We start from the raw sequence: 21,253 nt of genomic DNA, 5'->3' as shown, positions 1-21,253 counted from the left end.
ATACTCAGTCGATGACGATCAATGGCTCGCCGTACTCAACCGGCTGGCCATCTTCGACAAGAATGGCGCGTACGGTACCGCTGACTTCGGCTTCAATCTGGTTCATGATCTTCATCGCTTCAATGATGCAGATCGTGTCACCCTTATTGACAACCTGCCCAACGTCGGCAAAAGCCTTGGCAGTAGGAGACGAGGAACGGTAAAAGGTGCCGACCATGGGAGATTCCATGATGGTACCTGGTGGCAGTAGGTTCTCCGGCGCTGGTGCGCTGGCGCCCACGGCCGCTGGTGCTGCCGCGACGGGCTGCGCGACTTGAGTTGCTTGAGGTTGCACGGGTGCGTAGGTCACACCAGATGAACGTGCGATCCGTACGGACTCCTCGCCCTCGACGATCTCGATTTCGGAAACATCCGAATCTTCCAGTAACTCGATCAACTTCTTGATCTTGCGAATATCCATGGGCAGTCCTGATCTGTATTCCGGTTCGGTGGTATTAAGATTGTTTGATTCGGGCGATGGCTGCCGTCAGCGCCATGCTGTACCCGGCAGGGCCAAAACCCAGTAATGTGCCGACAGAGATATCGGAAAAATACGAATGATGTCTGAATGGTTCACGTTGATAGATGTTGCTAACGTGTATTTCAATCAGAGGTAGTGCCACACCGAGAAAGGCATCGCGCAGAGCAACGCTCGTATGGCTATAGCCACCCGGGTTGATGATCGCGATCTGACACCCTTCTGCCGGAGCCGCCTGTACTCGGTCAATCAATGCCCCCTCGCTGTTACTCTGAAAGAAGTCAATACTGACTCCCGATTGCTCAGCTTGTTCAGCCAGTTGTGCTTCGATGTCCGCCAATCGTACCGAACCATATCGTTCAGGCTCACGAGTACCTAGCAGGTTGAGGTTAGGCCCATTGAGAACCAACACCTGTGACATACTCCAACGCTCCAGTTATGAAATTTGATGCACGTAATCGACCAAAAGGTCAATCGTGACGGTAACTGTGAAAGATAGCATCAAATAGGGCTTATTTACAGACAGTTGGCGACCTATACCGACAATAAGGAGTTAATGATCATCCAGGATACTGATGCATCTCTGGCCTTTCGGTCACTGGACCCGAACCAGATACTCGATGCAATTGACAGCGTTGGCTGGCACACCGATGGTCGTGTCAGTGCGCTCAACAGCTACGAAAATCGCGTTTATTCCGTTGGCCTGGACGATGGCACAACCGTGATTGCCAAGTTCTATCGGCCAGGTCGCTGGAGCGATGAAACCATTCTGGAGGAACATGCGTTCTGCAACGCACTACTTGAACATGACATTCCGGTTATCGCACCATTAAGTGATGCTGAAGGTCAGAGTCTGCATAACCATGGGCCATTTCGATTCTGTCTGTTCCCCCGTGCAGGTGGTCGTCCTCCCGAGCTGGACAACCCCGAACAGCTAGCTGTTATCGGCCGAACACTGGGTCGTTTGCACCTGGTAGCTGACACACTGGACTTCCAACACCGCCCATTCATCGATGCCAGCAGACTGGGTGATGAATGCGCCGACTATCTACTGGATTCCGATATCCTGCCCGACCATCTGGCGCAGGTCTATGAGTCTGTCATTGACGATCTGATGCCCGAAGTGCATGAGCGCATCGATGCAGTCCCTTATCGTGAGATCTGCCTGCATGGTGATTTCCACCCGGGCAATATTCTATGGGGTAGTGATGGCACACCGCACCTGCTGGATTTTGACGACTGCGCCCTGGGTCCTGCCATTCAGGACCTCTGGATGTTCATCTCTGGCGATCGTCAGTATGCTCAAGCACGGCTGGGCGATCTTCTCGATGGTTACCATGAGTTTCGCGAATTTGACGAACGCGAGCTGGCCCTCATAGAGCCTTTGCGAACCTTGCGAATCATCCATTACGCTGCGTGGATTGCCAGACGCTGGGAAGATCCGGCTTTTACACAGGCTTTTCCGTTCTTCGCCAGCGGCAGATTCTGGGACGAACATATCCAGTCGCTACGAGAACAACGTGCAGCTCTTGAGGAACCCAGCCTCATCTACTGAATACTGGATTCAGGTGAAATTGAACACCAGCTCACCCGCCCCATAGTTACCGAGTTCCAACGTGAAAATCACCTCTTCACTATTGTCCACCTTCAAACGTTTGCCAGCATCTCGAACTACTTCTGACAACCGTAGATGCTCTGTCTTGTCGTTCATCAACAGGCTGGAAAAGATATTCATCACCTCATAAAAATTATCTAATGCCATTTTCGAGATTTGATTCTCCTCCTCCATGCTCTTGACGCCACCTGCAGGAATCATGGACAGAGCGCTCCCCAGAGAGGCTGCCGTGTGCAACTTACTACAGCAGGTTGCCACCACTTCATCATCCCTGTTGATGTAAATCGCCACAAAATCGGGGGAGTCACCTTCCAGCGCAGGCGCTACTTTGGCCTTGGCTTCACCACCGATTATCATCGAGAGCATATCGCTGAGCGCGCGTGCCTCCGGAGCCTGATAGTTCATGGCTGTCGGAGAACCGGCTGCAACGTTTTCTCGAACGTTTCTGCCGTAAACGGCTTGGCAATAAGAAACTGGGCTCCAGCCGCTTTTGCCTCCGCTCGCATCTCAGCAGTGGATTCGGTCGTCACGAATCCGAATTTGACTGTATTCCCTGCGGCTCTGATCGCTTTCAGGAAATCAATGCCATTCATCTCGGGCATATTCCAGTCGCAAAGTACCAGTTGCGGCATGTAATCATCAATTTTGGCAAGCGCATCTGTGCCGTCTTCGGCCTCTTCAAACTCCATAGTATCGAAGCCAGCCTGTTTAAGAGTGCGCTTTACGATCATCCGCATGGACTTTGAATCGTCGACAATCATTACTTTCATGTATCTCAAACCAATTCAAATGGACATGAGAAGTAACGACCAAAACACCGAACTTTGTAGGCTGTATCAGGGCAAAGTAACCGTCAATTTTGCCATCGTGCGTCGCACAATTGACAATTAACTCGTCCGGGGACGGCAGGACGAGTAAAGGCTCTCACCAGACACAGACCAGATGATCTGCGCCTGGTGATTCAGAGCCGATCGACTAAACGCGTCGAAAGACGAGCGAGGCGTTTGTGCCGCCAAAACCAAAACTGTTGGACATCACCGTATCGATCTTTGCGTTATCGATACGACTGCGAACAATCGGCAAATCGCTTGCAGCTTCATCAAGATCTGTGATGTTGGCAGATTCGGCAATAAAACCGGCTTGCTGCATCAGAAGCGTATAGATAGCCTCCTGTACACCTGCGGCTCCCAGCGAATGTCCCGACAGAGACTTGGTAGAACCAATATGGGGAACCTGGCCTTCTTCGAAAGCCATTTTTACCGCACGCAGCTCGGCCACATCACCAACCGGCGTGCTGGTGCCGTGGGCATTGATGTAATCGATAGGCGTATCAACCGTTGCCTTGGCCATTTGCATGCAACGCATTGCCCCTTCACCGGACGGTGCAACCATGTCGTAACCATCTGAAGTGGCACCATAACCGACGACCTCAGCATAGATGGTTGCCCCACGTGCCTTGGCAGTTTCCAGTTCTTCTACCACCACCATGCCACCGCCACCGGCAATGACAAAACCATCCCGGTTCGCATCGTAGGCGCGTGAGGCCAGCTCTGGCGTGTCATTGTATTTGGTCGACAGCGCGCCCATGGCATCGAACAGACTGCTTAGTGTCCAATGCTCCTCTTCGCCACCACCGGCAAACACGCGATCCTGCTTGCCCAGCTGGATGAGCTCCAGCGCATTACCAATGCAATGTGCACTGGTGGAACAGGCTGATGATATGGAGTAGTTGATGCCCTTGATCTTGAAAGGCGTTGCCAGACAGGCAGATACCGTACTACCCATGGTCTGAGTAACTCGATAGGGCCCTACTCGCCGAATGCCACGATCACGCAGAATATCGGCAGAATCAACCTGACTGGCTGAAGAACCGCCACCCGAGCCTGCAATAATGCCCGTTCGAACATTCGACACCTCGTCATCACTCAGGCCTGCATCCGCAATCGCCGCCTGCATGGCCAGATAGGCATAGGCAGCAGCCCCGCCCATAAAACGAAATTGCTTGCGATCGATGGATTCTTTAAGGTCGATGTCCGGCGCCGCAGCCACGTGGCTGCGCATGCCCATTTCCTTATAGATCTCGCGTTTCGTGATGCCCGATTTGGCCAGTCGCAATGATTCTGTTACCGACTCCTTGTCATTTCCCAGACAGGAAATGATACCAATGCCGGTTATTACCGCTCTGCGCATGATGCGATCTCTTTAGAAATCTTCAGTGGATGTGAATAGACCAACTCGCAGGTCACGAGCCGTGTAGATTTCACGGTCGTCGACCAGCATGCGGCCATCGGCGATGCCCATGACCAGCTTTCTTTCGATAAGTCGGTTGATAGTAAGTTCATAGCGTACCACCTTGGCGGTTGGCAGGACCTGACCGAAGAATTTCACTTCACCAGAACCCAGCGCTCGTCCCCTGCCCGGATTGCCCTTCCAGCCAAGAAAGAAGCCAACCAGCTGCCACATGGCATCCAGTCCCAGACAACCCGGCATGACCGGATCGCTCTCAAAATGGCATCCGAAGAACCACAGCTCAGGGTTGATGTCCAGTTCAGCGATGACCTGCCCTTTGCCTGCAGCTCCTCCATCGGCTGTAATACTGGTGATGCGATCGAACATGAGCATATTCGGTAAAGGCAGTCGGGCATTGCCCTCACCGAACAATTCGCCGCGTCCACAGGCGATAAGTTCTTCACGGTCGAATGAATGTCGGTCAGTCAGTTCTGGGGGGTTCATGTTGGTTTCAGCTTCCGAATACGCGGCGCAGGATTTCAGAGGTGCGTTTAAGCGGGTTCTCGCGAATCGCTTTTTCTTCCTCTGCCAGATAATGAAAAATGCCTTCTGATCCTTCTTCGGTCACATAACCGGTCAGATCGGCATCGAGTTTCGGTGCCAGGGGAATATTATTGTACTTGGACAAAAGATCGTTGAATGTACCAACCGCCCCTACACTGGCCAGCGCCTGATCGATGATAGGCCGCATTTGCGACTGCAACTGGGACCCGGTCTTGTCACGAAAATAGCTGGTAGCCGCATCGTCAGGGCCCGACAGAATGCCTTTGGCATCATCGACACTCATCTCGCTGATAGCATCAACGAACAAGGCCTGCGCCTTTGGCGTAGCCTGCTCTGCAGCTTGGTTGAGTTTCAGCTCCAGATCGTCAAATGAGCCTTCCAGACCCACTTTGCTGGCAAAATCACGCGCCTTGGCCAGAGAACTAGGCAGTGGGATATGAATAATGGGGTCATCACTGAAACCGTTTGGCTTGCCCAGTTGCGCCACAACCGCATTGGAGCCAGTTGTCAATGCCTCCTTGAGGCCGCGTGTGATCTCGTCAATACTCAGAGGACCACTGGACGACTCACCACTCAGCGCTGATTCCGCAGCGGCTTTAAGGTCTGCTAGCTGAGGGTTATTACTTGCACAGCCGCCTAACAGGGCACCGCAGAGGATAAGACTCGTAACGCGTACACTCATATGAAGATTTTCCACAATTGTAGGTAGTACCGCAGGTGCTTTCAGCGGCCTGTAAAGGTCTGCCAGCTGCGCATGACACGGAGTATATCAAAGCACTGACCATAGACCGAGTATGGATACAGTGCAAAGCTCATCGCCAATTACACGGCACAATGACGAATGTCAATAACAATAACGGCACATTGCCCAGTATCAACAGCAAGGGCAGTGTCATCGCAATGCCACAAACTCGCTATTCAAGCAATACACCCATACCAGACAACACTTCTGCCCTCCCCATGAATGCAATCACCGACAATCAGCCCTCTGTTGAGCAAACTCCTGAATCCGTACTCCGGTTCTGGTTCAAAGATGAGGCCAGTGGACGGATGGACCTGCCCCAGTCCAAACGCTGGTTCAGCGGTGGAAAAAAACTGGACCTGGAACTACAAACCCGCTTTGGCGACCTGCTCGAGCTCGCCCGGAGCGGCCAACTGGACCACTGGCTGCAATCGGCGGACAGCACACTGGCACTGATTGTCCTTCTTGATCAGTTCAATCGCAATATTCATCGTGGCACAGCCGATGCCTTTGCTGCTGACGATCAGGCACTGGCAGCCTGTCAACATGCTATTTCCATGCGCTACGTGGAGTCATTCTCGCTGACTCAGAAAGTATTTTGCTACTTGCCCCTGGAACATGACGAATCGCCAGAATCTCAGCTCAGATCCGTTGCACTGTTCGAAGCCCTGACACGCGAGCAGGGCACTCCGGAGCTGCACAAATTTGCTACCAGCACCTTGTCATCCGCGCATGAACACAAGCGAATTGTCGACCAATTTGGCCGCTACCCTTATCGAAACAAGGCACTGGGTCGCACCAGCACAAGCGAAGAACTGGACTGGATGGCGCAAAGCAACAAGCGTTTCGGTCAATAGCGGGCCCAGAAGCCAATCCGGGAATAGACAGGTCGACTGCGGGTGCGATTCTCGGACAGGCTCCCAAGATTTCAGCTAATCAGGCAACTTCAGGATGTCTAGGGCAGCTTGTCAGGTGATCGTTCACCATTCCGCCCGCTTGCATGAAGGCGTAACAGGTTGTCGGTCCGACAAAGGCAAAGCCCAGCTTCTTCAGCTGCTTACTCATAGCCGTTGAAGCATCTGTTTTAGCCGGCACCTCACTCATGCAAGTACGCGCATTGTCGATAGCTTCGTGGTTGACGTAGGACCAGACAAACTCTGAAAAATCCTGACCTGCCTCCCTCATCGCCAGCCAGGCGTGCGCATTACTGCGAATGGATTCCACCTTTTGCCGATGCCGCACGATGAGCGGATTGCTCGCAATCTTGTCAAGTTTGGCATCCGTGAAGCGGGCAATCTTGACCGGATCAAAGCCTGCAAACAACTGCCGATAGCCTTCGCGCTTGTTGAGAATGGTGATCCAGCTGAGCCCGGCCTGCTGACCTTCCAGATTAAGCAACTCGAACAGCTGCATTGAATCCCTGCAGGGCACGCCCCATTCAGTGTCGTGGTAGTGGCGATATAAATCACTACCCTGACACCAGCTGCAGCGCAAATCAAGAGAGTCGGCCATCGTCAGTCAGTCATCGCCATGGAAAGCAAAAGCTTACACGGCAACTGGATATAATGCCAGTCACTGGCATCGTACACCTACCCGACAATTCCCAGCCTCAATCGTCTGTTCCGGTTCTGTCTGGTGCAGGTAACTCAGGCATTCTGATTACGCTGCCGGACTGCACGCCATATGGCCAGCGTTCAAGCCAATGATTGTATTGCTCCGAGCTTAACGGTTTGCTGATGAAATACCCCTGAGCGATATCACAGCCCTGGGCTTTCAGAAAATTCAGCTGCTCCTCGTCTTCGACGCCTTCCGCAACAACTTTCATATTGAAGTGCTTGCCCAACCCCAGCACCGCTTCGACAATCGCTACATCATCATTATCACTGGATATATCAGTAATGAATGCCCGATCGATCTTCAAGGTGTTGACAGGGAAGCGTTTGAGATACGCCAACGAAGAATATCCTGTACCGAAGTCGTCAATTGCCAGCTTCATGCCGTGTTCACTCAGCTCGTGCAAAGACAGGATAACTTCTTCAGGATCGTGCATCACAGCACTTTCGGTGATCTCCAATTCCAGTAATTCGGAAGCGAGACCAGACTCTTCCAGTGCCCGAACAACCATAGGCAAGAGCCCACCATCGGTGAACTGGACAGCCGATATATTGACAGCGACATTCAGTCCCGGATAACCCTGCTCCTGCAACTCACGCGTCTTGATACAGGCAGTCCTTAAAATCCAGGCCCCCAACTCAATAATGAGACCCGTCTCTTCACAAACCGGCACAAACGCATCGGGGGAGACAAAACCATTGACTGGATGACGCCAACGAACCAATGCTTCAGCCCCCGTGCATTGGCGAGTATGGATGTTGATCTTGGGCTGGTAATACACCTCAAACTGCTCATCCTGCAAAGCAATTTTAAGGTCTTGCTCCAGCCTGATTCTGGCTGTCAGCCTGAGCCGCATTTTTTCGTTGAACAGCTGATACTGATTCTTGCCGTTACTCTTCGCTTCCTGAAGCGCCACGGCGGCATTGTTGACGATTTCCTCGCCCAGCATATGCTCGTCCTGCTGCACATGCACATCATCAGGAAACGATGAAATTCCGACGGACACCGCCGTCTTGAGCGTAAAGCCCCGGTATTCATAAGGAGCTGTCGCAACGTTCATGATGCGCCTGGCAACCTCTTCAGCCGAATCCGTATCTTCCACATCTCTCTGGATAACCACAAACTCATCACCGTCAAGCCGTGCAACCAGATCAATATCTCGCATCATGGTGCGCAAACGATTGCCCACCTCCGCCACCATCTTGTCACCAACCAGATGCCCGTACTGATCGTTGAAGAATTTGAAATTGTCCAGATCAACAAGAAAAACAGCAAACTTGAGGCCTGAAGCAATGGTCTCAGTCACCGTACGCTTCAAGGTATCCTCGAACATGAGCCGGTTGGGCAAATGAGTCAGCGGATCATGGTGAGCGGCGAATTCCAGATACTGCTGCTTGACCTTCACCTGCCTGGCAGCCTTGCGCTGAGCCTCGATCAGACCGTTGAACTCTTCAGCCAGAGGACGCAAATCGTTTCCATCAGTAACCTCGATAGACTCCGGCAACTGTCCCTCACTATTCTCACGGCTGTCCCTGAGCGCACCGATCAGCTGCTCTATAGGGCCGACATACCATCGGTGTGCGCCAAACATGGCCACAAGAGCGCCTGTCAAACTGGTTAGCAAGGCAAATGCACTGAGCCCCAATGCCTTGAACAGTGCAGCGTTCACAATTTGCTCACGCTCAATAAAGCCGATACCTGACAGAGAACTCGTCTTCGCCGGGATGGTCCAGTTTTCTGAATGCACAGTACCGGACTCAGTTACGCTGGCACCGCTGTCATGCACATAGTCGAAGGTGTTGCCCTTGTTGAGCAGAAGCCTGCCCGAGGCATCCACAAGTACCAGGCCCACCAGAGAATCACTCAACAGCGTGTCCGGGACGCTTATCTGCTCAGGGTCCGCGTTGAAAAAAGCGGCACGTACCAACGCCAGCTCTACTCTCGATTGCTCGATGATCTGAGACTCGTATTGTTCGTAGATCGACGGGTAGAACAACGTCAGCTGCACGATCAATAGCGTGAGTGCAACCGATCCGGACAATGCTTGTATTGCCCGCGAGCGATAGACCGTGCTTGTGAATGCGCGAAAATTCAAAAAATCCCGTCCTGTTGGGTACATGGGAGTGAAATGCAGGTATTAGCATCCCGATAAAACTGGTATCGGCACCATCCCCAGACGCTTAAGCACGAATCGAACTCGCCACACTTTGTCACATCCACAACGCAAAACCCCCGCATTGAGCGGGGGTTTTGATACTACTTGATGAGCGTTAACTCACATGATAAAGGCGAATGCCTTACATCATGCCGCCCATTCCACCCATTCCGCCCATATCAGGCATGCCACCACCGGCCGCTTCATCCTTCGGCAAGTCAGCAATCATGCATTCTGTGGTGATCATCAGACCAGCAACAGAAGCAGCATTTTGCAGAGCGTAACGAGTTACCTTGGTTGGATCCAGGATACCCATTTCGACCATGTCGCCGTATTCGCCGTTAGCAGCGTTGTAACCGAAGTTACCTGTGCCTTCTTTGACTCGTGCAACCACTACTGAAGGCTCACCACCAGCATTGGCAACGATCTGACGCAGAGGCTCTTCCATTGCACGCTTGGCAATGCTGATACCGATGTCCTGCTCGTGGTTGTCGCCCTTGACTTTGTCAACAGCAGCAATGGCGCGAACCAGTGCAACACCACCACCAGGAACGATACCTTCTTCAACAGCAGCACGAGTTGCGTGCAGTGCATCGTCAACACGGTCCTTCTTCTCTTTCATTTCAACTTCGGTAGCAGCACCGACTTTGATAACTGCAACACCACCGGCAAGCTTGGCAACACGTTCTTGCAGCTTTTCCTTGTCGTAGTCAGAAGTAGCTTGTTCAATCTGAGTGCGAATCTGTTCAACGCGAGCGTTGATCTCATCAGAAGAACCAGCACCATCAACAATAGTAGTGTTGTCTTTGTCAACAGTGACACGCTTGGCTGTACCCAGGTCTTCCAAAGTGATCTTGTCCAGAGACAGGCCGACTTCTTCAGAGATTACCTGGCCACCAGTCAGGATAGCGATATCCTGCAGCATGGCTTTACGACGGTCACCAAAACCAGGCGCCTTAACAGCACATGTCTTGATGATACCGCGCATGCTGTTGACAACCAGAGTTGCCAGAGCTTCGCCTTCGATATCTTCAGCGATGATCAGGAGAGGCTTGCCAGACTTGGCAACGGCTTCCAGAGCGGGGAGCAGATCACGGATGTTGCTGATTTTCTTGTCGAAAAGCAGTACATATGGATCTTCCAGTTCTGCAGACATTGCATCCTGGTTGTTGATGAAATAAGGAGACAGGTAACCACGGTCAAACTGCATGCCTTCAACAACGTCAAGTTCGTTGTCCAGAGACTTGCCTTCTTCTACAGTGATAACGCCTTCCTTACCAACCTTGTTCATTGCTTCAGCAATGATTTTGCCGATTGACTCGTCGCTGTTGGCAGAAATAGTACCAACCTGAGCAACTGACTTCTCGTCATTACATGGCTTGGACATGGCAGCCAGTTCAGCAGTTGCTGCAATTACGGCCTTGTCGATACCACGCTTGAGATCCATCGGGTTCATGCCGGCAGCAACTGACTTCAGGCCTTCGCGAACGATGCTTTGAGCCAGAACTGTTGCTGTCGTAGTACCGTCACCAGCGATGTCAGAAGTTTGTGAAGCAACTTCCTTCACCATCTGTGCACCCATGTTTTCGAACTTGTCTTCCAGTTCGATTTCTTTGGCTACAGAAACACCATCTTTAGTGACAGTAGGGGCACCGAACGACTTGTCCAGTACAACGTTTCGGCCTTTAGGACCGAGAGTAACTTTTACGGCGTTAGCCAGGATGTCAACACCCTTGAGCATACGCTGACGGGCTGAATCGGAAAAACGGACTTCTTTGGCACTCATTAAAATTCTATCCTCAAAAAGAGTTCAGGAAATGACTGGATGGGAGCTCTAGCTGCAACCGCCAGCCAGTTGGGACACGACTGCGGGGTTTTACTCGAAAACACCCATGATGTCGTCTTCACGCATAACCAGTACTTCTTCACCGTCAATCTTGATTTCGGTGCCGGAATACTTGCCGAACAGAACCTGGTCACCTACTTTCAGGTCCAGAGGGCGTACATCGCCATTTTCAGCGATTTTGCCTTTACCAACTGACAGCACTTCACCACGAACTGGCTTCTCAGTAGCTGAATCAGGAATTACAATGCCACCGGCACTCGTGCGCTCTTCTTCCATGCGCTTGACGACCACGCGGTCATGCAACGGACGAATGTTCATACCAATACGACTCCGAAAAAATCAACTGTGAAAAATAAGGTCCAAAAGGAGCGTTGAGCACCATTGTTAGCACTCTCCCCTAAGGAGTGCTAATTCTAATGTCGACAGCCACAATATCAAGTCTCGGGACCAACAAATTTGCCTGTAACTTGCAGAACCAGGTGGCAAAAAACACCTACTCAGTCAATAAAGCGCTACAGACGGCCATTTCAGGCAATATAATTCTATTTATCAATTCGCTTGAAATCGGCATCAATGACCTCTCCGGACGACTCTGGACTAGGAGTCGAGGGCTGAGGTCGACCACCACTGGCGCTGGATTCTGCAGAGTGGGCATCGCTATGACGAGCACCAGCGGTCGATCCAGATCCAATCGTGGTTCCGCCCTTGGCTGACGGGCCGCCTCGCTGCCGCCCCGCCCCACTTCCAAATCCCACAACACCACCGACACTGACAATGGAGCGTGAAGCGATCTTGTTCGCCAGCCATTGGCGAGTGACAGGCAGCACGCAAGCAAACCCGAAGGCATCGGTCACGAAACCAGGTGTCAACAACAGGACACCACCCAGCAGCAACAGCATGCCTTCCAGCATTTGCTGAGCTGGCATTTCACCCGCATCCAGCCGCTGACGAGCGGTGTTAAGCGTGGCCAGACCCTGCTGTCGTAATAATGTGGTGCCGATAAAGGCGGTCAGAATGACGATAGCCAACGTGGGGAGCCAGCCGATGGCGTCTCCAACCCTGAGCATTACTGCGATCTCGATGATTGGCAATGATATGAACAACAGTAGTGCGTAAGGCATCACAAACTCCGGATTTTCAAAATGGAACCTATCGACGTATTACCGCTCAAACAAGCGTTGGCTGATTACGACGATACGACTTTTGTCTGTAGTGACGATAACTGTCTACAGGTCAGACCGCCTGCCGGCAGGACACGGCAGCAGATTTTACAGCAGGAACCCGTATGACAAGCTGGCCGTTGTCAGGTTCACGTCAGAAGCAAGCCGTACAATAGTGAACCTCGAATAACCCATCTTCGCATGACGCTTTAACAAGGTGGCTCAGTCTGCCCGGAAATATCAGTGACTTCGCATTCTCTCAGCTTGATTCCTGCCATGCTTTCATCCATTCGCCTACGCTTTGCAGCCGCTCGTCAATCGGCCGCAGGCTTGTACCTGCTTGCTACACTGGCATTGCTCCCCCTGGGCACTATGGCCGCAACCAATTTGCTCGGTGGCAGTGACCCAATGTCGCCTCTGGAGGCGTTTGTCCCCTCCGTGACGCAAGTGTCTGCAGACAAGATCAGCCTTGAGTTCGCCATTGCCGACGGATACTACCTGTACCGTGACAAAACCAGCTTTCAGGTAGAAGAGGTCAGCTCCCTGTCGCCCTCCGGACTGGCCAGCACCGCAAGTATCACGCTGGGCGCGCCTGAATTTTCAGAAGCCATTGTGGTTTCCGATGATTTCTTCGGCGAACAGGCAACCTTTCGCGACACGGCGAGCATGGGGCTGGACTACACGACGAGCGAACCACTGCAATCGGTCAGACTGTCGGTAAAGTTCCAGGGATGCGCAGATATTGGACTGTGTTATCCACCCACCAGCGTCGAGCTGGATGTCGAGCTGCCGCAGCAAAGCACATCAGGTAGCAACAAGGAAAGCACATTAGGCAGCAGCAAGGAAAGCAGTAGCCTTGCCTCACCGCTGATCAATGCCAAGCCGGTCGCAGGACTCTTCGGCGACAGCCCTGTCCAGGAAGAACTCCTGCCACCCGATCTGGCCTACCTGCCACAGGTCATGACAGCCAATGATCGGGAGCTGATCATCCGCTGGCAGATCGAACCCGGTTATTACCTGTATCGCGACAAACTCTCTTTCTCGCTCACAGATGCCGGTGGCGCACAGGTCGTCAGCGCTGACATAGATCCGGGTGTCGAGCAGTACGATGAATTTTTCGGCAATGTCCGCATTCTGCGTGATGTCGCAGAAGCACGGCTGATCCTTGACCCACCGGCACAGCTTGCACTCTCAGCAAAAGCCAGCCTGCAGCTGAACTATCAGGGTTGTGCCGATATTGGAGTCTGCTTCCCGCCCAGCACCGCCACCCTGCCTGTCAGCTTCGACAGCACACCTTCGGGCATGGATGAGGAGACATTAAGAGCAAAGCTGGCAGCAAGCAGCGACTCATCCTCAAGCCCAGTCAGTACATCACCGGCAAAGACAGCCCCGAAAATCGCAGCCCCGACTCCGGCTGACGAGCTGCCCCAGTCTGAACAGGATCGTCTGTTCTCGATGCTGAGCGCCAACTCTCTGTGGCTGAACGTGGCTACTTTTTTTGGTCTCGGTCTATTGCTGGCTTTCACCCCCTGCGTATTACCCATGATCCCGATTCTCTCCAGCCTCATTGTTGGTCAAGGCGGATCCATGAGCACTCGGCGCGCGTTCTCTCTGTCACTCGTTTACGTACTGGTCATGGCAAGCACATACGCCATTGTCGGTGTAATCGTCGGCCTATCCGGCTACAACGTGCAGATTTTCCTGCAGAACCCCTGGGTGCTATCGCTGATTGCCGTATTGTTCGTGGCGCTCTCGCTTTCCATGTTCGGATTCTTCGAACTACAAATGCCGGCCAGCATTCAAGCCAAACTGACCCAATGGTCCAACAAGCAAGGTGGCGGACAAGTGACCGGTGTGGCAGCCATGGGATTTATCTCCACCCTTATTGTCGGCCCCTGCGTAACGGCCCCACTGGCGGGCGCGCTCATCTATATTGCCAAAACGGGTGATGCGGTAATCGGCGGTGCCGCCCTGTTCGCCTTGGGCCTGGGCATGGGGGCACCACTGTTATTGATTGGTACCTCAGCCGGCAGGCTGCTGCCCCGCACGGGCAACTGGATGAATGCCACCAAACACGTATTCGGCATTCTGCTTCTGGGTATGGCGGTCTACATGATTTCACGATTTCTGCCCGTCCAGATCACCATGGCGCTGTACGGCATACTGGCCATCATGAGCGGTATCTACTTTGGCGCCACCGACTCGACCAATCGCGACAGTAGCGGCTGGCAACGCTTCGGCAAAGGTTCTGGCATCATCATCGGCATCTACGGACTGGCCCTGCTACTGGGCGCACTGTCTGGCAACAACAGCTACCGAACACCATTGAAGAGTCTCGGCAGCGTCTCTTCTGACCAGGCTGGAAATTCGTCACAGCCACACGAAGGTCTGAAGTTTGTAACCGTCAAAGGCGTTGATGGTTTACAGCAAGCGGTTCTGCAAGCCACACAGCAAGGCCGCCCGGTGATGCTCGATTTTTACGCTGACTGGTGCATCAGCTGCAAGGAAATGGAAGCGTTCACGTTCACCGATCAACGTGTCCAGGATCTGTTGGCCAACGCGGTGCTGGTGCAGACAGATGTGACAGCTAACGATGCACTCGATCAAGCCCTGCTTAAGCAATTTGACTTGTTTGGTCCGCCTGGAATCATTTTTTACGATGCCACAGGACGCGAACTACCGGCAGCACGTGTCATCGGCTTCATGAATGCGGAGAAATTCGGCGATCATGTGCAGCGTGTTCTGGGCGACACGGGTATCTGATACCAGCATCAAGCAGCTTGCACTCAGGAGGATCTCTTTTGCCGGGCCCCCGGGCTGCGGCGACTCAGATAGGCATGCCATAACACCCGGGCTGCGGCGGCTCGATAGGGCCGCCAACGCTCGGCCCACTGATCCAACTCCGCATAACCGGGTACCGCCGGCAGATCTGCACACTCAGCCAGACTGACAACCAGCGCCCGATCACCGCTGGCCCAGGCATCCGGTCGCCGCAGAGCCATGAGTAAATAGACGCCGGCGCTCCAGGGCCCGATTCCCCGAATCGATGTCAGCGCATCCATCACTTGTGCATCCGTGCAGCGCCTTAGATGTGACAGGTCAAGCTCGCCAGTATCAATCGCTTCTGCAATCGAACGACAGTAGGACAGCTTGCGTTCGCTGATACCCACCTGGCGCAGCCGTTGCTCTGAAACACCCAGAAACTGTTTGTGGTTCATCTGAGGGCATAATTTCTGAACTCGTAACATCACGGCTTTGGCGCTGGCCAGCGATACTTTCTGCTCCAGAATAATGTGGACCAGCGTTGCAAAGCTCTGGGAACGCTGCCACAACGGCGGCATGCCGTATTGTCTGACCAAGCCACAGATGAGTGGGTCTTCACGTGTCAGCGCCTGCACGGCAATTGCCAGCGTATTACGCGTCAATGACGTTTCTACATCGGTCATGGGAAGGGGATTCCGTTATTCTCTAACACCCTCACTGTAAGGTCGGAGGGTTGCGGCAGGTCATTGGATTCACTTGATACACTGCCCTTACTCTACAGACTCACCCAGCATGCCTATCATAAACCGTCCAATGAACGCTGAAACTCGTCGACTGAAGGCTCATGCGAAACGCAAGGCCAATTGGAAAGAATGGGGCCCCTACCTTTCCGAACGTGCCTGGGGCACGGTTCGCGAGGACTACAGCACCGACGGCAAAGCGTGGGACTTCTTTCCCCATGATCATGCACGAAGTCGCGCCTACCGCTGGAATGAGGATGCACTGGCAGGATTTTGTGATCGCAACCAGTTTCTGTGTTTCGGATTGGGACTATGGAATGGACAAGATCCGTTCCTGAAAGAACGACTGTATGGCCTGTCCAGCCCGGAAGGCAATCACGGCGAGGACGTCAAGGAACTCTATTGGTATCTGGACAGCACGCCAACCCACAGCTATGCCAGCATGCGTTATCGCTACCCTCAGCAGGCTTTTCCTTATGAGCAACTGCTGCATGAAAATGCACAAAGGGGTTATCAGGACCGCGAATTCGAGATAACCGATACTCAGGTTTTTGCTGACAATAAATTCTTTGATATTACCGTCGACTATGCCAAAGCCAATGAAGATGATCTGCTGATCACCATCACCGCCCATAATCGAGGTGATGAAAAGGCCAAGCTTTCACTGGTCCCACAACTGTGGTTTCGCAATACCTGGAGCTGGGGCTACCCCCAGGGCCCGCAGGGCAATATCACCACTCAGCCAGTAATCAGTCATACACAAGGCAATTCTCTGCAGGCCGATCATCCTTTACTGGGCCGTTACAACCTGCACTGGCAGGGCAGTCCTGAGCTGCTGATGACCAATAACGACACCAACACTGACAGACTCTTTGGCGTACCCAATGAGACGCCTTGGGTCAAGGATGCATTTCATCGCCACATTGTCGATGGTGAACAGGACGCTGTGAACCCGGCATTGACAGGCACCAAAGCAGGCTTGCACTACCCATTGCAGATCGACGCACATTCGTCCAAAACCATACAACTACGACTTTGCGGCAAGAGCAACTCCAAACCATTCGCAGGCTTCAAACCAGCCATGATGCGCCGCAAGGCGGAAGCCGACGTCTTCTACAAACAGCTGCAGTCAGATGATCTTGACGATGAGCGACGCCTCATTCAGCGCCAGGCCTTTGCCGGCATGCTGTGGTCCAAGCAACTGTATTACTACAATGTGCATCAGTGGATCCACGGTGACCCGGGCAAGCCCCTGCATCGCGAAGACGGTCGCAACTCACACTGGCAGCATATGGACAACTTTGATGTCATGTCGATGCCCGACAAATGGGAATATCCCTGGTATGCAGTCTGGGACACCGCGTTTCACACGCTGCCACTGGCCGTTGTCGACACCGCCTATGCCAAACGCCAGCTCCTGCTGATCACACGTGAGTGGTATATGCACTCGAACGGTCAATTACCGGCTTATGAATGGGCCTATGGCGATGTGAACCCACCGGTCCACGCCTGGGCAACCATGCGCGTCTACAGCATGGAAAAGAAGACGACGGGCCAGGGCGATCTGCAGTTTCTCGAAAGTGTCTTCCAGAAACTCTTGCTCAACTTCACCTGGTGGGTCAACCAGAAAGACAGTCAGGGCAACTCGATCTTCGAAGGCGGCTTTCTGGGCCTCGATAATATCAGCCTCTTCGACCGCAGTGAGGAGCCGCCTACCGGCGGCGTTCTGAACCAGTCCGATGGCACTGCCTGGATGGGATTTTTCGCAGCCTGCATGCTGCGCATGGCGCTCGAACTGGCACGCAACAATCCCGTCTATCAGGATATTGCCACTAAGTTCTTCGAACATTATCTGCGCATCTCCCACGCCATGAACGGCACCGAGCAGATCCCGGGACTGTGGGATGAAACCGATGGTTTCTTCTACGATCGACTGGACCTGCCTGATGGCCGTTCAGCGCCTCTGAAGGTTCGCTCACTGGTTGGCCTGATGCCGATGATCGCCACCTCCATACTCGAAGATGATGTCTATCGCGAGTTCCCGGATTTTGTGCGTCGCATGAACTGGCTGGTAAAACACCGCCCTGAACTGGCCGGCACCATGGCAGACGTCGATACCACAGGAGAGAAGAACCGCCACCTGCTCTCCTTTCTGGATGAAACCCGGTTACGACGTGTATTGCGCTATCTACTGGACGAGGAAGAATTTCTCTCACCGCATGGCATTCGCTCTCTGTCGCGTTTTCATGCCGAGCACCCGTTCAGCTACACAACTGACACAGGTCACGAACTCAGTGTCGGCTATGAACCCGGTGAAGGCGAGACTGATCTGTTTGGCGGTAATTCGAACTGGCGCGGTCCTGTCTGGTTCCCCATCAACTACCTGCTGATCGAATCATTGAGGCGTTATCATGCCTTCCACGGACAATCATTCACGGTTGAATGCCCGACCGGCTCAGGACAAATGATGACCCTGAGTGAAGTTGCCGACCTACTCTCCGAACGCCTGATTTCGCTGTTTACCGCTGACGAATCCGGGAAGCGTCCCTGGTGTGGCGAAAACCAGGATCTGCAAACAGCCAGTGACGAGGGCATGCACCAGTTCTTCGAGTATTTTCATGGCGATACAGGCGAAGGTCTGGGAGCCAGTCATCAAACAGGTTGGACCGGTCTGGTGGCGCTGCTGATGCAAGCAGACATGCAGTGCCTTTGATTACGGGCAAGTCTTTTTTTATTCCTACCCGCAGCTTGCCAGCGCGGCGACTATTTCCAATCGGTCAGTGTCGGAGGTAGTCGCCGAGTGAAGCGCAACCAGAAACAGGATCACTGCACCTTGTGTCAGCGTGAAACTGCGCTGACCTTCCACCACCTGATCCCCAGAAAACTACACAAGCGCAGTCGCTTTGCAAAGAAGTACTCACGTGAAGAGCTCAATCAGGGGCTGATGCTATGCCGGCGATGTCATCGCGGCATCCACAAGCTCTACAGCGAGATGGAGCTGGGTAGCCGGCTCAATACCGAAGCTACCCTGCGTGAAGATCCGATGGTTGCCAGACATGTGGCATGGGTAGCTCGGCAGAAAAGCTGAGCCGAAGAGCATCTCTGTTTCAGCTAACGTCGGCAATAAACCGCCTGAACGGTTCGGTTTTCGGATTACCAAACATTTCCTCTGGGGTGCCCTGCTCCAGAATTCTGCCTTCATGCATGAAGATCACATGCGTCGACACGTCCCTGGCGAAAGTCATTTCATGGGTCACAACAATCATGGTACGCCCCTCCTCCGCCAATGCTTTCATGCTCTTGAGCACCTCTGCCACCAGCTCAGGGTCCAGCGCCGACGTCGGCTCATCAAACAGGATGGCATCAGGCTCCATGGCTAGTGCACGTGCAATGGCGACACGTTGTTGCTGACCTCCAGAGAGCTGCGAGGGATACATGGACTTGCGCTCTGCCAACCCCACCTTGTCCAGCAGCATTTCTGCGCGCTGCCTGGCAACTGCCCTGGACTCACCCTTGACGATCACCGGGCCTTCCATGACGTTTTCCAGAACGGTCCGGTGTGACCACAGGTTGAACTGCTGGAACACCATACCGAGACGACTGCGCAATCGCTCTACCTGCTTCTGATTCAGCTTTCCCTGCTTGCTAACGCTGATCTCCTCGCCGTGCAGATACACCTTGCCGGAGGTCGGCGGTTCAAGAAAATTGAGACAACGCAACAGGGTGCTCTTGCCTGAGCCCGAGGAGCCCAGAATGGAGATCACATCCTGCTTGCGAGCGGTTATATCAACTCCCTTGAGCACTTCCAGAGCACCAAAGGACTTGCAGATCTGTTCTGCCTTGAGAACAATGTCGTCGTCAGCCATGTCGTTGTTTGCCTTCAGCTCCTGAGCTCTTGGTCTGCATATGCCTGGTCATGCGTAGCTCCATTTGTCGCCACACATAAACAAAGATAATCGTGATACCCAGATAGATAAGGGCGGCCCACAGATAGCTGGAAAAATCGAATGTCCGGGAAAACACCTGACGGGTTCGCCCCATCAGATCAAAGACGGTAACCACACTCGCCAGAGCGCTTGCCTTCATCAACAGAATGATCTCATTTCCCAGAGCTGGCCAGGCGATCCGGTAGGCATGTGGAAAATAGATACGTTGCAAGATACGCCATCGCGACATGCCAATGGCCTTGCCCGCCTCCACTTCCCGTAAATCAACACCCATCAAGGCACCACGCAGAATTTCCGTCTGATAGGCCGTTGAATTGACTACGAAGGTAAAGAGCGCACAGTTGAAGGGATCGCGAAAGAAGCCCCACAGCCCCCATTCCTGCAGCACAGGTCGAAACTGGCCAGAGCCGTAGTACACAAGAAACAGTTGCACCAGCAACGGAGTACCCCGTATGAACGAGATATAGAGCCGTAGGGGCAGTTGAGCAGCGGTTGGCGTCGAGACTCGCAGCAATGCAAAAAACGGAGAGATGAAGGCTGCCATCAAGGCGCCCAACCCCGTCAGTTGCAGTGTCATCAGTGTGCCGTCCAGAAATCGCGGCCCATAGCTGGTAATAATGGAAACAGGATCCATCAGCTTTTCCTGACGCCTCGATTAGCCCGCTTTTCAAGGCTGGCAAGCCCGACTTCGGACATCATGCACAAGGCCCAGTAGATCAGGGCCGCCGCAAGATAGAACGTGAATGGAAGTTTAGTCACACCCACTGCCACCTTGGTCATTCGCATCAGATCATCCAGAGCAATGATGGACACCAGAGCGGTGTCCTTGAGCAAGTTGATCCACAGATTGCCCAGGCCCGGCAGGGCAAAACGCCATGCCTGCGGTAATTTGATACGCAGAAACACTTGACGAGTGGACATGCCCACAGCAAATCCCGCCTCACTTTGCCCACCATCCAGTGCATTGAATGCGCCTCTCAGCACTTCAGCCGAAAAGGCTCCGAAAACCATGCCCAGTGCCACGACACCCGCAGCAAATGGACTGAAATCAATGGGATTCGCATCGGGAAAAAAATGAGCCGATACGTTGTTGAGCAGCAAACCCACGCCGTTGTAGACAACGAACAGAGTCAGCAGCTCGGGCAAACCGCGCATGACGGTTGAGTAGGCAAAACCCAGTGCACGCAGCGCAGGCTTTGCCGACAAGGAGGCCCAGGCAACCAGAAAGCCGATGCAAAGCCCTAACAGCAATGCGGCAAAACCCAGTTGCAGGGTGACAGCAAGCCCGGCCAGGATTTCATCACCCCAGCCGGTATCACCGAATGCGAACAGCTCTAGCACGGCTGGCAGCTCGAGTCCGA

Annotated in this window: 21 protein-coding genes; 5 read left to right on the top strand and 16 right to left on the bottom strand. The window is 53.3% G+C overall.

Translation table 11 applies throughout. The features are described from left to right. Nucleotides 1-4: 4 nt before the first annotated feature. Together accB and aroQ are read right to left on the bottom strand one after the other, a co-directional pair. Nucleotides 5-460 (bottom strand): acetyl-CoA carboxylase biotin carboxyl carrier protein, encoded by a 456-nt coding sequence (accB, locus tag IMCC3135_RS06485; protein WP_088916863.1) that lies wholly within the window; start codon nucleotides 458-460, stop codon nucleotides 5-7. A gap of 34 nt (nucleotides 461-494) precedes the next feature. Further along, nucleotides 495-938, bottom strand: a complete 444-nt coding sequence (aroQ, locus tag IMCC3135_RS06480; RefSeq protein WP_088916862.1) for a type II 3-dehydroquinate dehydratase — start codon at nucleotides 936-938, stop codon at nucleotides 495-497. Between the two features lie 135 nt (nucleotides 939-1,073). Here aroQ and IMCC3135_RS06475 point away from each other — a divergent pair, with 135 nt between their 5' ends. Further along, nucleotides 1,074-2,072: a serine/threonine protein kinase gene (locus tag IMCC3135_RS06475; protein WP_088916861.1), complete on the top strand. Its 999-nt coding sequence runs from the start codon at nucleotides 1,074-1,076 to the stop codon at nucleotides 2,070-2,072. Nucleotides 2,073-2,081: 9 nt separating this feature from the next. On the opposite strand, the gene IMCC3135_RS06470 is transcribed toward IMCC3135_RS06475, so the two are convergent. The 5 genes from IMCC3135_RS06470 to IMCC3135_RS06450 all read right to left on the bottom strand — a co-directional run bounded on the left by IMCC3135_RS06470 (nucleotide 2,082) and on the right by IMCC3135_RS06450 (nucleotide 5,607). Beyond that, nucleotides 2,082-2,537 (bottom strand): hypothetical protein, encoded by a 456-nt coding sequence (locus IMCC3135_RS06470; protein WP_088916860.1) that lies wholly within the window; start codon nucleotides 2,535-2,537, stop codon nucleotides 2,082-2,084. Continuing rightward, a complete protein-coding gene (locus IMCC3135_RS06465; protein WP_088916859.1) occupies nucleotides 2,534-2,902 on the bottom strand; it encodes a response regulator in 369 nt (122 codons plus the stop codon). Before IMCC3135_RS06465 ends, IMCC3135_RS06470 begins: the two co-directional genes overlap by 4 nt. Nucleotides 2,903-3,107: 205 nt before the next feature. After that, the gene (gene fabB / locus IMCC3135_RS06460) at nucleotides 3,108-4,322 is read right to left on the bottom strand and encodes a beta-ketoacyl-ACP synthase I (protein ID WP_088916858.1); all 1,215 of its coding nucleotides are present in this window, start codon (nucleotides 4,320-4,322) and stop codon (nucleotides 3,108-3,110) included. A gap of 12 nt (nucleotides 4,323-4,334) precedes the next feature. Next, nucleotides 4,335-4,865: a bifunctional 3-hydroxydecanoyl-ACP dehydratase/trans-2-decenoyl-ACP isomerase gene (gene fabA, locus IMCC3135_RS06455; RefSeq protein WP_241389405.1), complete on the bottom strand. Its 531-nt coding sequence runs from the start codon at nucleotides 4,863-4,865 to the stop codon at nucleotides 4,335-4,337. Between the two features lie 7 nt (nucleotides 4,866-4,872). Next, nucleotides 4,873-5,607, bottom strand: coding sequence for a DUF4197 domain-containing protein (locus IMCC3135_RS06450; RefSeq protein ID WP_088916857.1), 735 nt, complete (start codon nucleotides 5,605-5,607; stop codon nucleotides 4,873-4,875). Between the two features lie 152 nt (nucleotides 5,608-5,759). Between IMCC3135_RS06450 and IMCC3135_RS06445 the strand changes: the two genes are divergently transcribed. Then, nucleotides 5,760-6,524 carry a DUF924 family protein gene (locus IMCC3135_RS06445; RefSeq protein WP_157735804.1) on the top strand — a complete coding sequence of 255 codons (765 nt, stop codon included), beginning with the start codon at nucleotides 5,760-5,762 and terminating at the stop codon, nucleotides 6,522-6,524. A 79-nt stretch (nucleotides 6,525-6,603) separates the two neighbouring features. Here the strand turns inward: IMCC3135_RS06445 and IMCC3135_RS06440 are convergent, their stop codons facing one another. From IMCC3135_RS06440 to IMCC3135_RS06420, 5 genes are all read right to left on the bottom strand, one after another. Then, nucleotides 6,604-7,179 (bottom strand): DNA-3-methyladenine glycosylase I, encoded by a 576-nt coding sequence (locus tag IMCC3135_RS06440; protein WP_088916855.1) that lies wholly within the window; start codon nucleotides 7,177-7,179, stop codon nucleotides 6,604-6,606. A gap of 97 nt (nucleotides 7,180-7,276) precedes the next feature. Beyond that, nucleotides 7,277-9,376, bottom strand: coding sequence for a putative bifunctional diguanylate cyclase/phosphodiesterase (locus IMCC3135_RS06435; protein WP_169727418.1), 2,100 nt, complete (start codon nucleotides 9,374-9,376; stop codon nucleotides 7,277-7,279). A gap of 202 nt (nucleotides 9,377-9,578) precedes the next feature. Next, the gene (gene groL / locus IMCC3135_RS06430; RefSeq protein ID WP_088916853.1) at nucleotides 9,579-11,222 is read right to left on the bottom strand and encodes a chaperonin GroEL; all 1,644 of its coding nucleotides are present in this window, start codon (nucleotides 11,220-11,222) and stop codon (nucleotides 9,579-9,581) included. Nucleotides 11,223-11,312: 90 nt separating this feature from the next. Next, the gene (locus tag IMCC3135_RS06425) at nucleotides 11,313-11,600 is read right to left on the bottom strand and encodes a co-chaperone GroES (protein WP_088916852.1); all 288 of its coding nucleotides are present in this window, start codon (nucleotides 11,598-11,600) and stop codon (nucleotides 11,313-11,315) included. A gap of 224 nt (nucleotides 11,601-11,824) precedes the next feature. After that, nucleotides 11,825-12,403, bottom strand: coding sequence for an FxsA family protein (locus tag IMCC3135_RS06420; RefSeq protein ID WP_088916851.1), 579 nt, complete (start codon nucleotides 12,401-12,403; stop codon nucleotides 11,825-11,827). A gap of 282 nt (nucleotides 12,404-12,685) precedes the next feature. Between IMCC3135_RS06420 and IMCC3135_RS06415 the strand changes: the two genes are divergently transcribed. Continuing rightward, the gene (locus IMCC3135_RS06415) at nucleotides 12,686-15,205 is read left to right on the top strand and encodes a protein-disulfide reductase DsbD (protein WP_157735803.1); all 2,520 of its coding nucleotides are present in this window, start codon (nucleotides 12,686-12,688) and stop codon (nucleotides 15,203-15,205) included. A 23-nt stretch (nucleotides 15,206-15,228) separates the two neighbouring features. Here IMCC3135_RS06415 and IMCC3135_RS06410 read toward each other — a convergent pair whose 3' ends face one another. Beyond that, the gene (locus IMCC3135_RS06410) at nucleotides 15,229-15,888 is read right to left on the bottom strand and encodes a DNA-3-methyladenine glycosylase family protein (protein WP_088916849.1); all 660 of its coding nucleotides are present in this window, start codon (nucleotides 15,886-15,888) and stop codon (nucleotides 15,229-15,231) included. A 130-nt stretch (nucleotides 15,889-16,018) separates the two neighbouring features. On the opposite strand from IMCC3135_RS06410, the gene IMCC3135_RS06405 reads away from it, so the two are divergent. Both IMCC3135_RS06405 and IMCC3135_RS06400 read left to right on the top strand, forming a co-directional pair. Then, nucleotides 16,019-18,658 (top strand): MGH1-like glycoside hydrolase domain-containing protein, encoded by a 2,640-nt coding sequence (locus tag IMCC3135_RS06405; RefSeq protein ID WP_088916848.1) that lies wholly within the window; start codon nucleotides 16,019-16,021, stop codon nucleotides 18,656-18,658. Nucleotides 18,659-18,745: 87 nt separating this feature from the next. Further along, nucleotides 18,746-19,033: an HNH endonuclease gene (locus IMCC3135_RS06400; protein WP_088916847.1), complete on the top strand. Its 288-nt coding sequence runs from the start codon at nucleotides 18,746-18,748 to the stop codon at nucleotides 19,031-19,033. 19 nt (nucleotides 19,034-19,052) lie between these two features. Here IMCC3135_RS06400 and IMCC3135_RS06395 read toward each other — a convergent pair whose 3' ends face one another. The 3 genes from IMCC3135_RS06395 to IMCC3135_RS06385 are packed head-to-tail and all read right to left on the bottom strand — an operon-like array spanning nucleotide 19,053 to nucleotide 21,233. Continuing rightward, entirely contained in the window at nucleotides 19,053-19,811 is a 759-nt protein-coding gene (locus IMCC3135_RS06395; protein ID WP_088916846.1) for an ABC transporter ATP-binding protein, read from the bottom strand. Then, the gene (locus IMCC3135_RS06390) at nucleotides 19,804-20,526 is read right to left on the bottom strand and encodes an ABC transporter permease (RefSeq protein WP_088916845.1); all 723 of its coding nucleotides are present in this window, start codon (nucleotides 20,524-20,526) and stop codon (nucleotides 19,804-19,806) included. Before IMCC3135_RS06390 ends, IMCC3135_RS06395 begins: the two co-directional genes overlap by 8 nt. Then, nucleotides 20,526-21,233 (bottom strand): ABC transporter permease, encoded by a 708-nt coding sequence (locus tag IMCC3135_RS06385; protein ID WP_205737935.1) that lies wholly within the window; start codon nucleotides 21,231-21,233, stop codon nucleotides 20,526-20,528. Before IMCC3135_RS06385 ends, IMCC3135_RS06390 begins: the two co-directional genes overlap by 1 nt. Nucleotides 21,234-21,253 lie beyond the last annotated feature (20 nt).

It is taken from the genome of Granulosicoccus antarcticus IMCC3135 (assembly GCF_002215215.1).
In the GTDB taxonomy this organism is placed as follows: Bacteria; Pseudomonadota; Gammaproteobacteria; order Granulosicoccales; family Granulosicoccaceae; genus Granulosicoccus; species Granulosicoccus antarcticus.
This window is presented reverse-complemented; position numbering and strand designations above follow the sequence as displayed.

What these genes read in the sequence shown, in the direction of transcription:
- accB (WP_088916863.1), bottom strand. Translation starts at nt 460, where the DNA reads ATGGATATTCGCAAGATCAAGAAGTTGATCGAGTTACTGGAAGATTCG.
- aroQ (WP_088916862.1), bottom strand. Translation starts at nt 938, where the DNA reads ATGTCACAGGTGTTGGTTCTCAATGGGCCTAACCTCAACCTGCTAGGT.
- IMCC3135_RS06475 (WP_088916861.1), top strand. Translation starts at nt 1,074, where the DNA reads ATGATCATCCAGGATACTGATGCATCTCTGGCCTTTCGGTCACTGGAC.
- IMCC3135_RS06470 (WP_088916860.1), bottom strand. Translation starts at nt 2,537, where the DNA reads ATGAACTATCAGGCTCCGGAGGCACGCGCGCTCAGCGATATGCTCTCG.
- IMCC3135_RS06465 (WP_088916859.1), bottom strand. Translation starts at nt 2,902, where the DNA reads ATGAAAGTAATGATTGTCGACGATTCAAAGTCCATGCGGATGATCGTA.
- fabB (WP_088916858.1), bottom strand. Translation starts at nt 4,322, where the DNA reads ATGCGCAGAGCGGTAATAACCGGCATTGGTATCATTTCCTGTCTGGGA.
- fabA (WP_241389405.1), bottom strand. Translation starts at nt 4,865, where the DNA reads ATGAACCCCCCAGAACTGACTGACCGACATTCATTCGACCGTGAAGAA.
- IMCC3135_RS06450 (WP_088916857.1), bottom strand. Translation starts at nt 5,607, where the DNA reads ATGAGTGTACGCGTTACGAGTCTTATCCTCTGCGGTGCCCTGTTAGGC.
- IMCC3135_RS06445 (WP_157735804.1), top strand. Translation starts at nt 5,760, where the DNA reads ATGACGAATGTCAATAACAATAACGGCACATTGCCCAGTATCAACAGC.
- IMCC3135_RS06440 (WP_088916855.1), bottom strand. Translation starts at nt 7,179, where the DNA reads ATGGCCGACTCTCTTGATTTGCGCTGCAGCTGGTGTCAGGGTAGTGAT.
- groL (WP_088916853.1), bottom strand. Translation starts at nt 11,222, where the DNA reads ATGAGTGCCAAAGAAGTCCGTTTTTCCGATTCAGCCCGTCAGCGTATG.
- IMCC3135_RS06425 (WP_088916852.1), bottom strand. Translation starts at nt 11,600, where the DNA reads ATGAACATTCGTCCGTTGCATGACCGCGTGGTCGTCAAGCGCATGGAA.
- IMCC3135_RS06420 (WP_088916851.1), bottom strand. Translation starts at nt 12,403, where the DNA reads ATGCCTTACGCACTACTGTTGTTCATATCATTGCCAATCATCGAGATC.
- IMCC3135_RS06410 (WP_088916849.1), bottom strand. Translation starts at nt 15,888, where the DNA reads ATGACCGATGTAGAAACGTCATTGACGCGTAATACGCTGGCAATTGCC.
- IMCC3135_RS06405 (WP_088916848.1), top strand. Translation starts at nt 16,019, where the DNA reads ATGAACGCTGAAACTCGTCGACTGAAGGCTCATGCGAAACGCAAGGCC.
- IMCC3135_RS06395 (WP_088916846.1), bottom strand. Translation starts at nt 19,811, where the DNA reads ATGGCTGACGACGACATTGTTCTCAAGGCAGAACAGATCTGCAAGTCC.
- IMCC3135_RS06390 (WP_088916845.1), bottom strand. Translation starts at nt 20,526, where the DNA reads ATGGATCCTGTTTCCATTATTACCAGCTATGGGCCGCGATTTCTGGAC.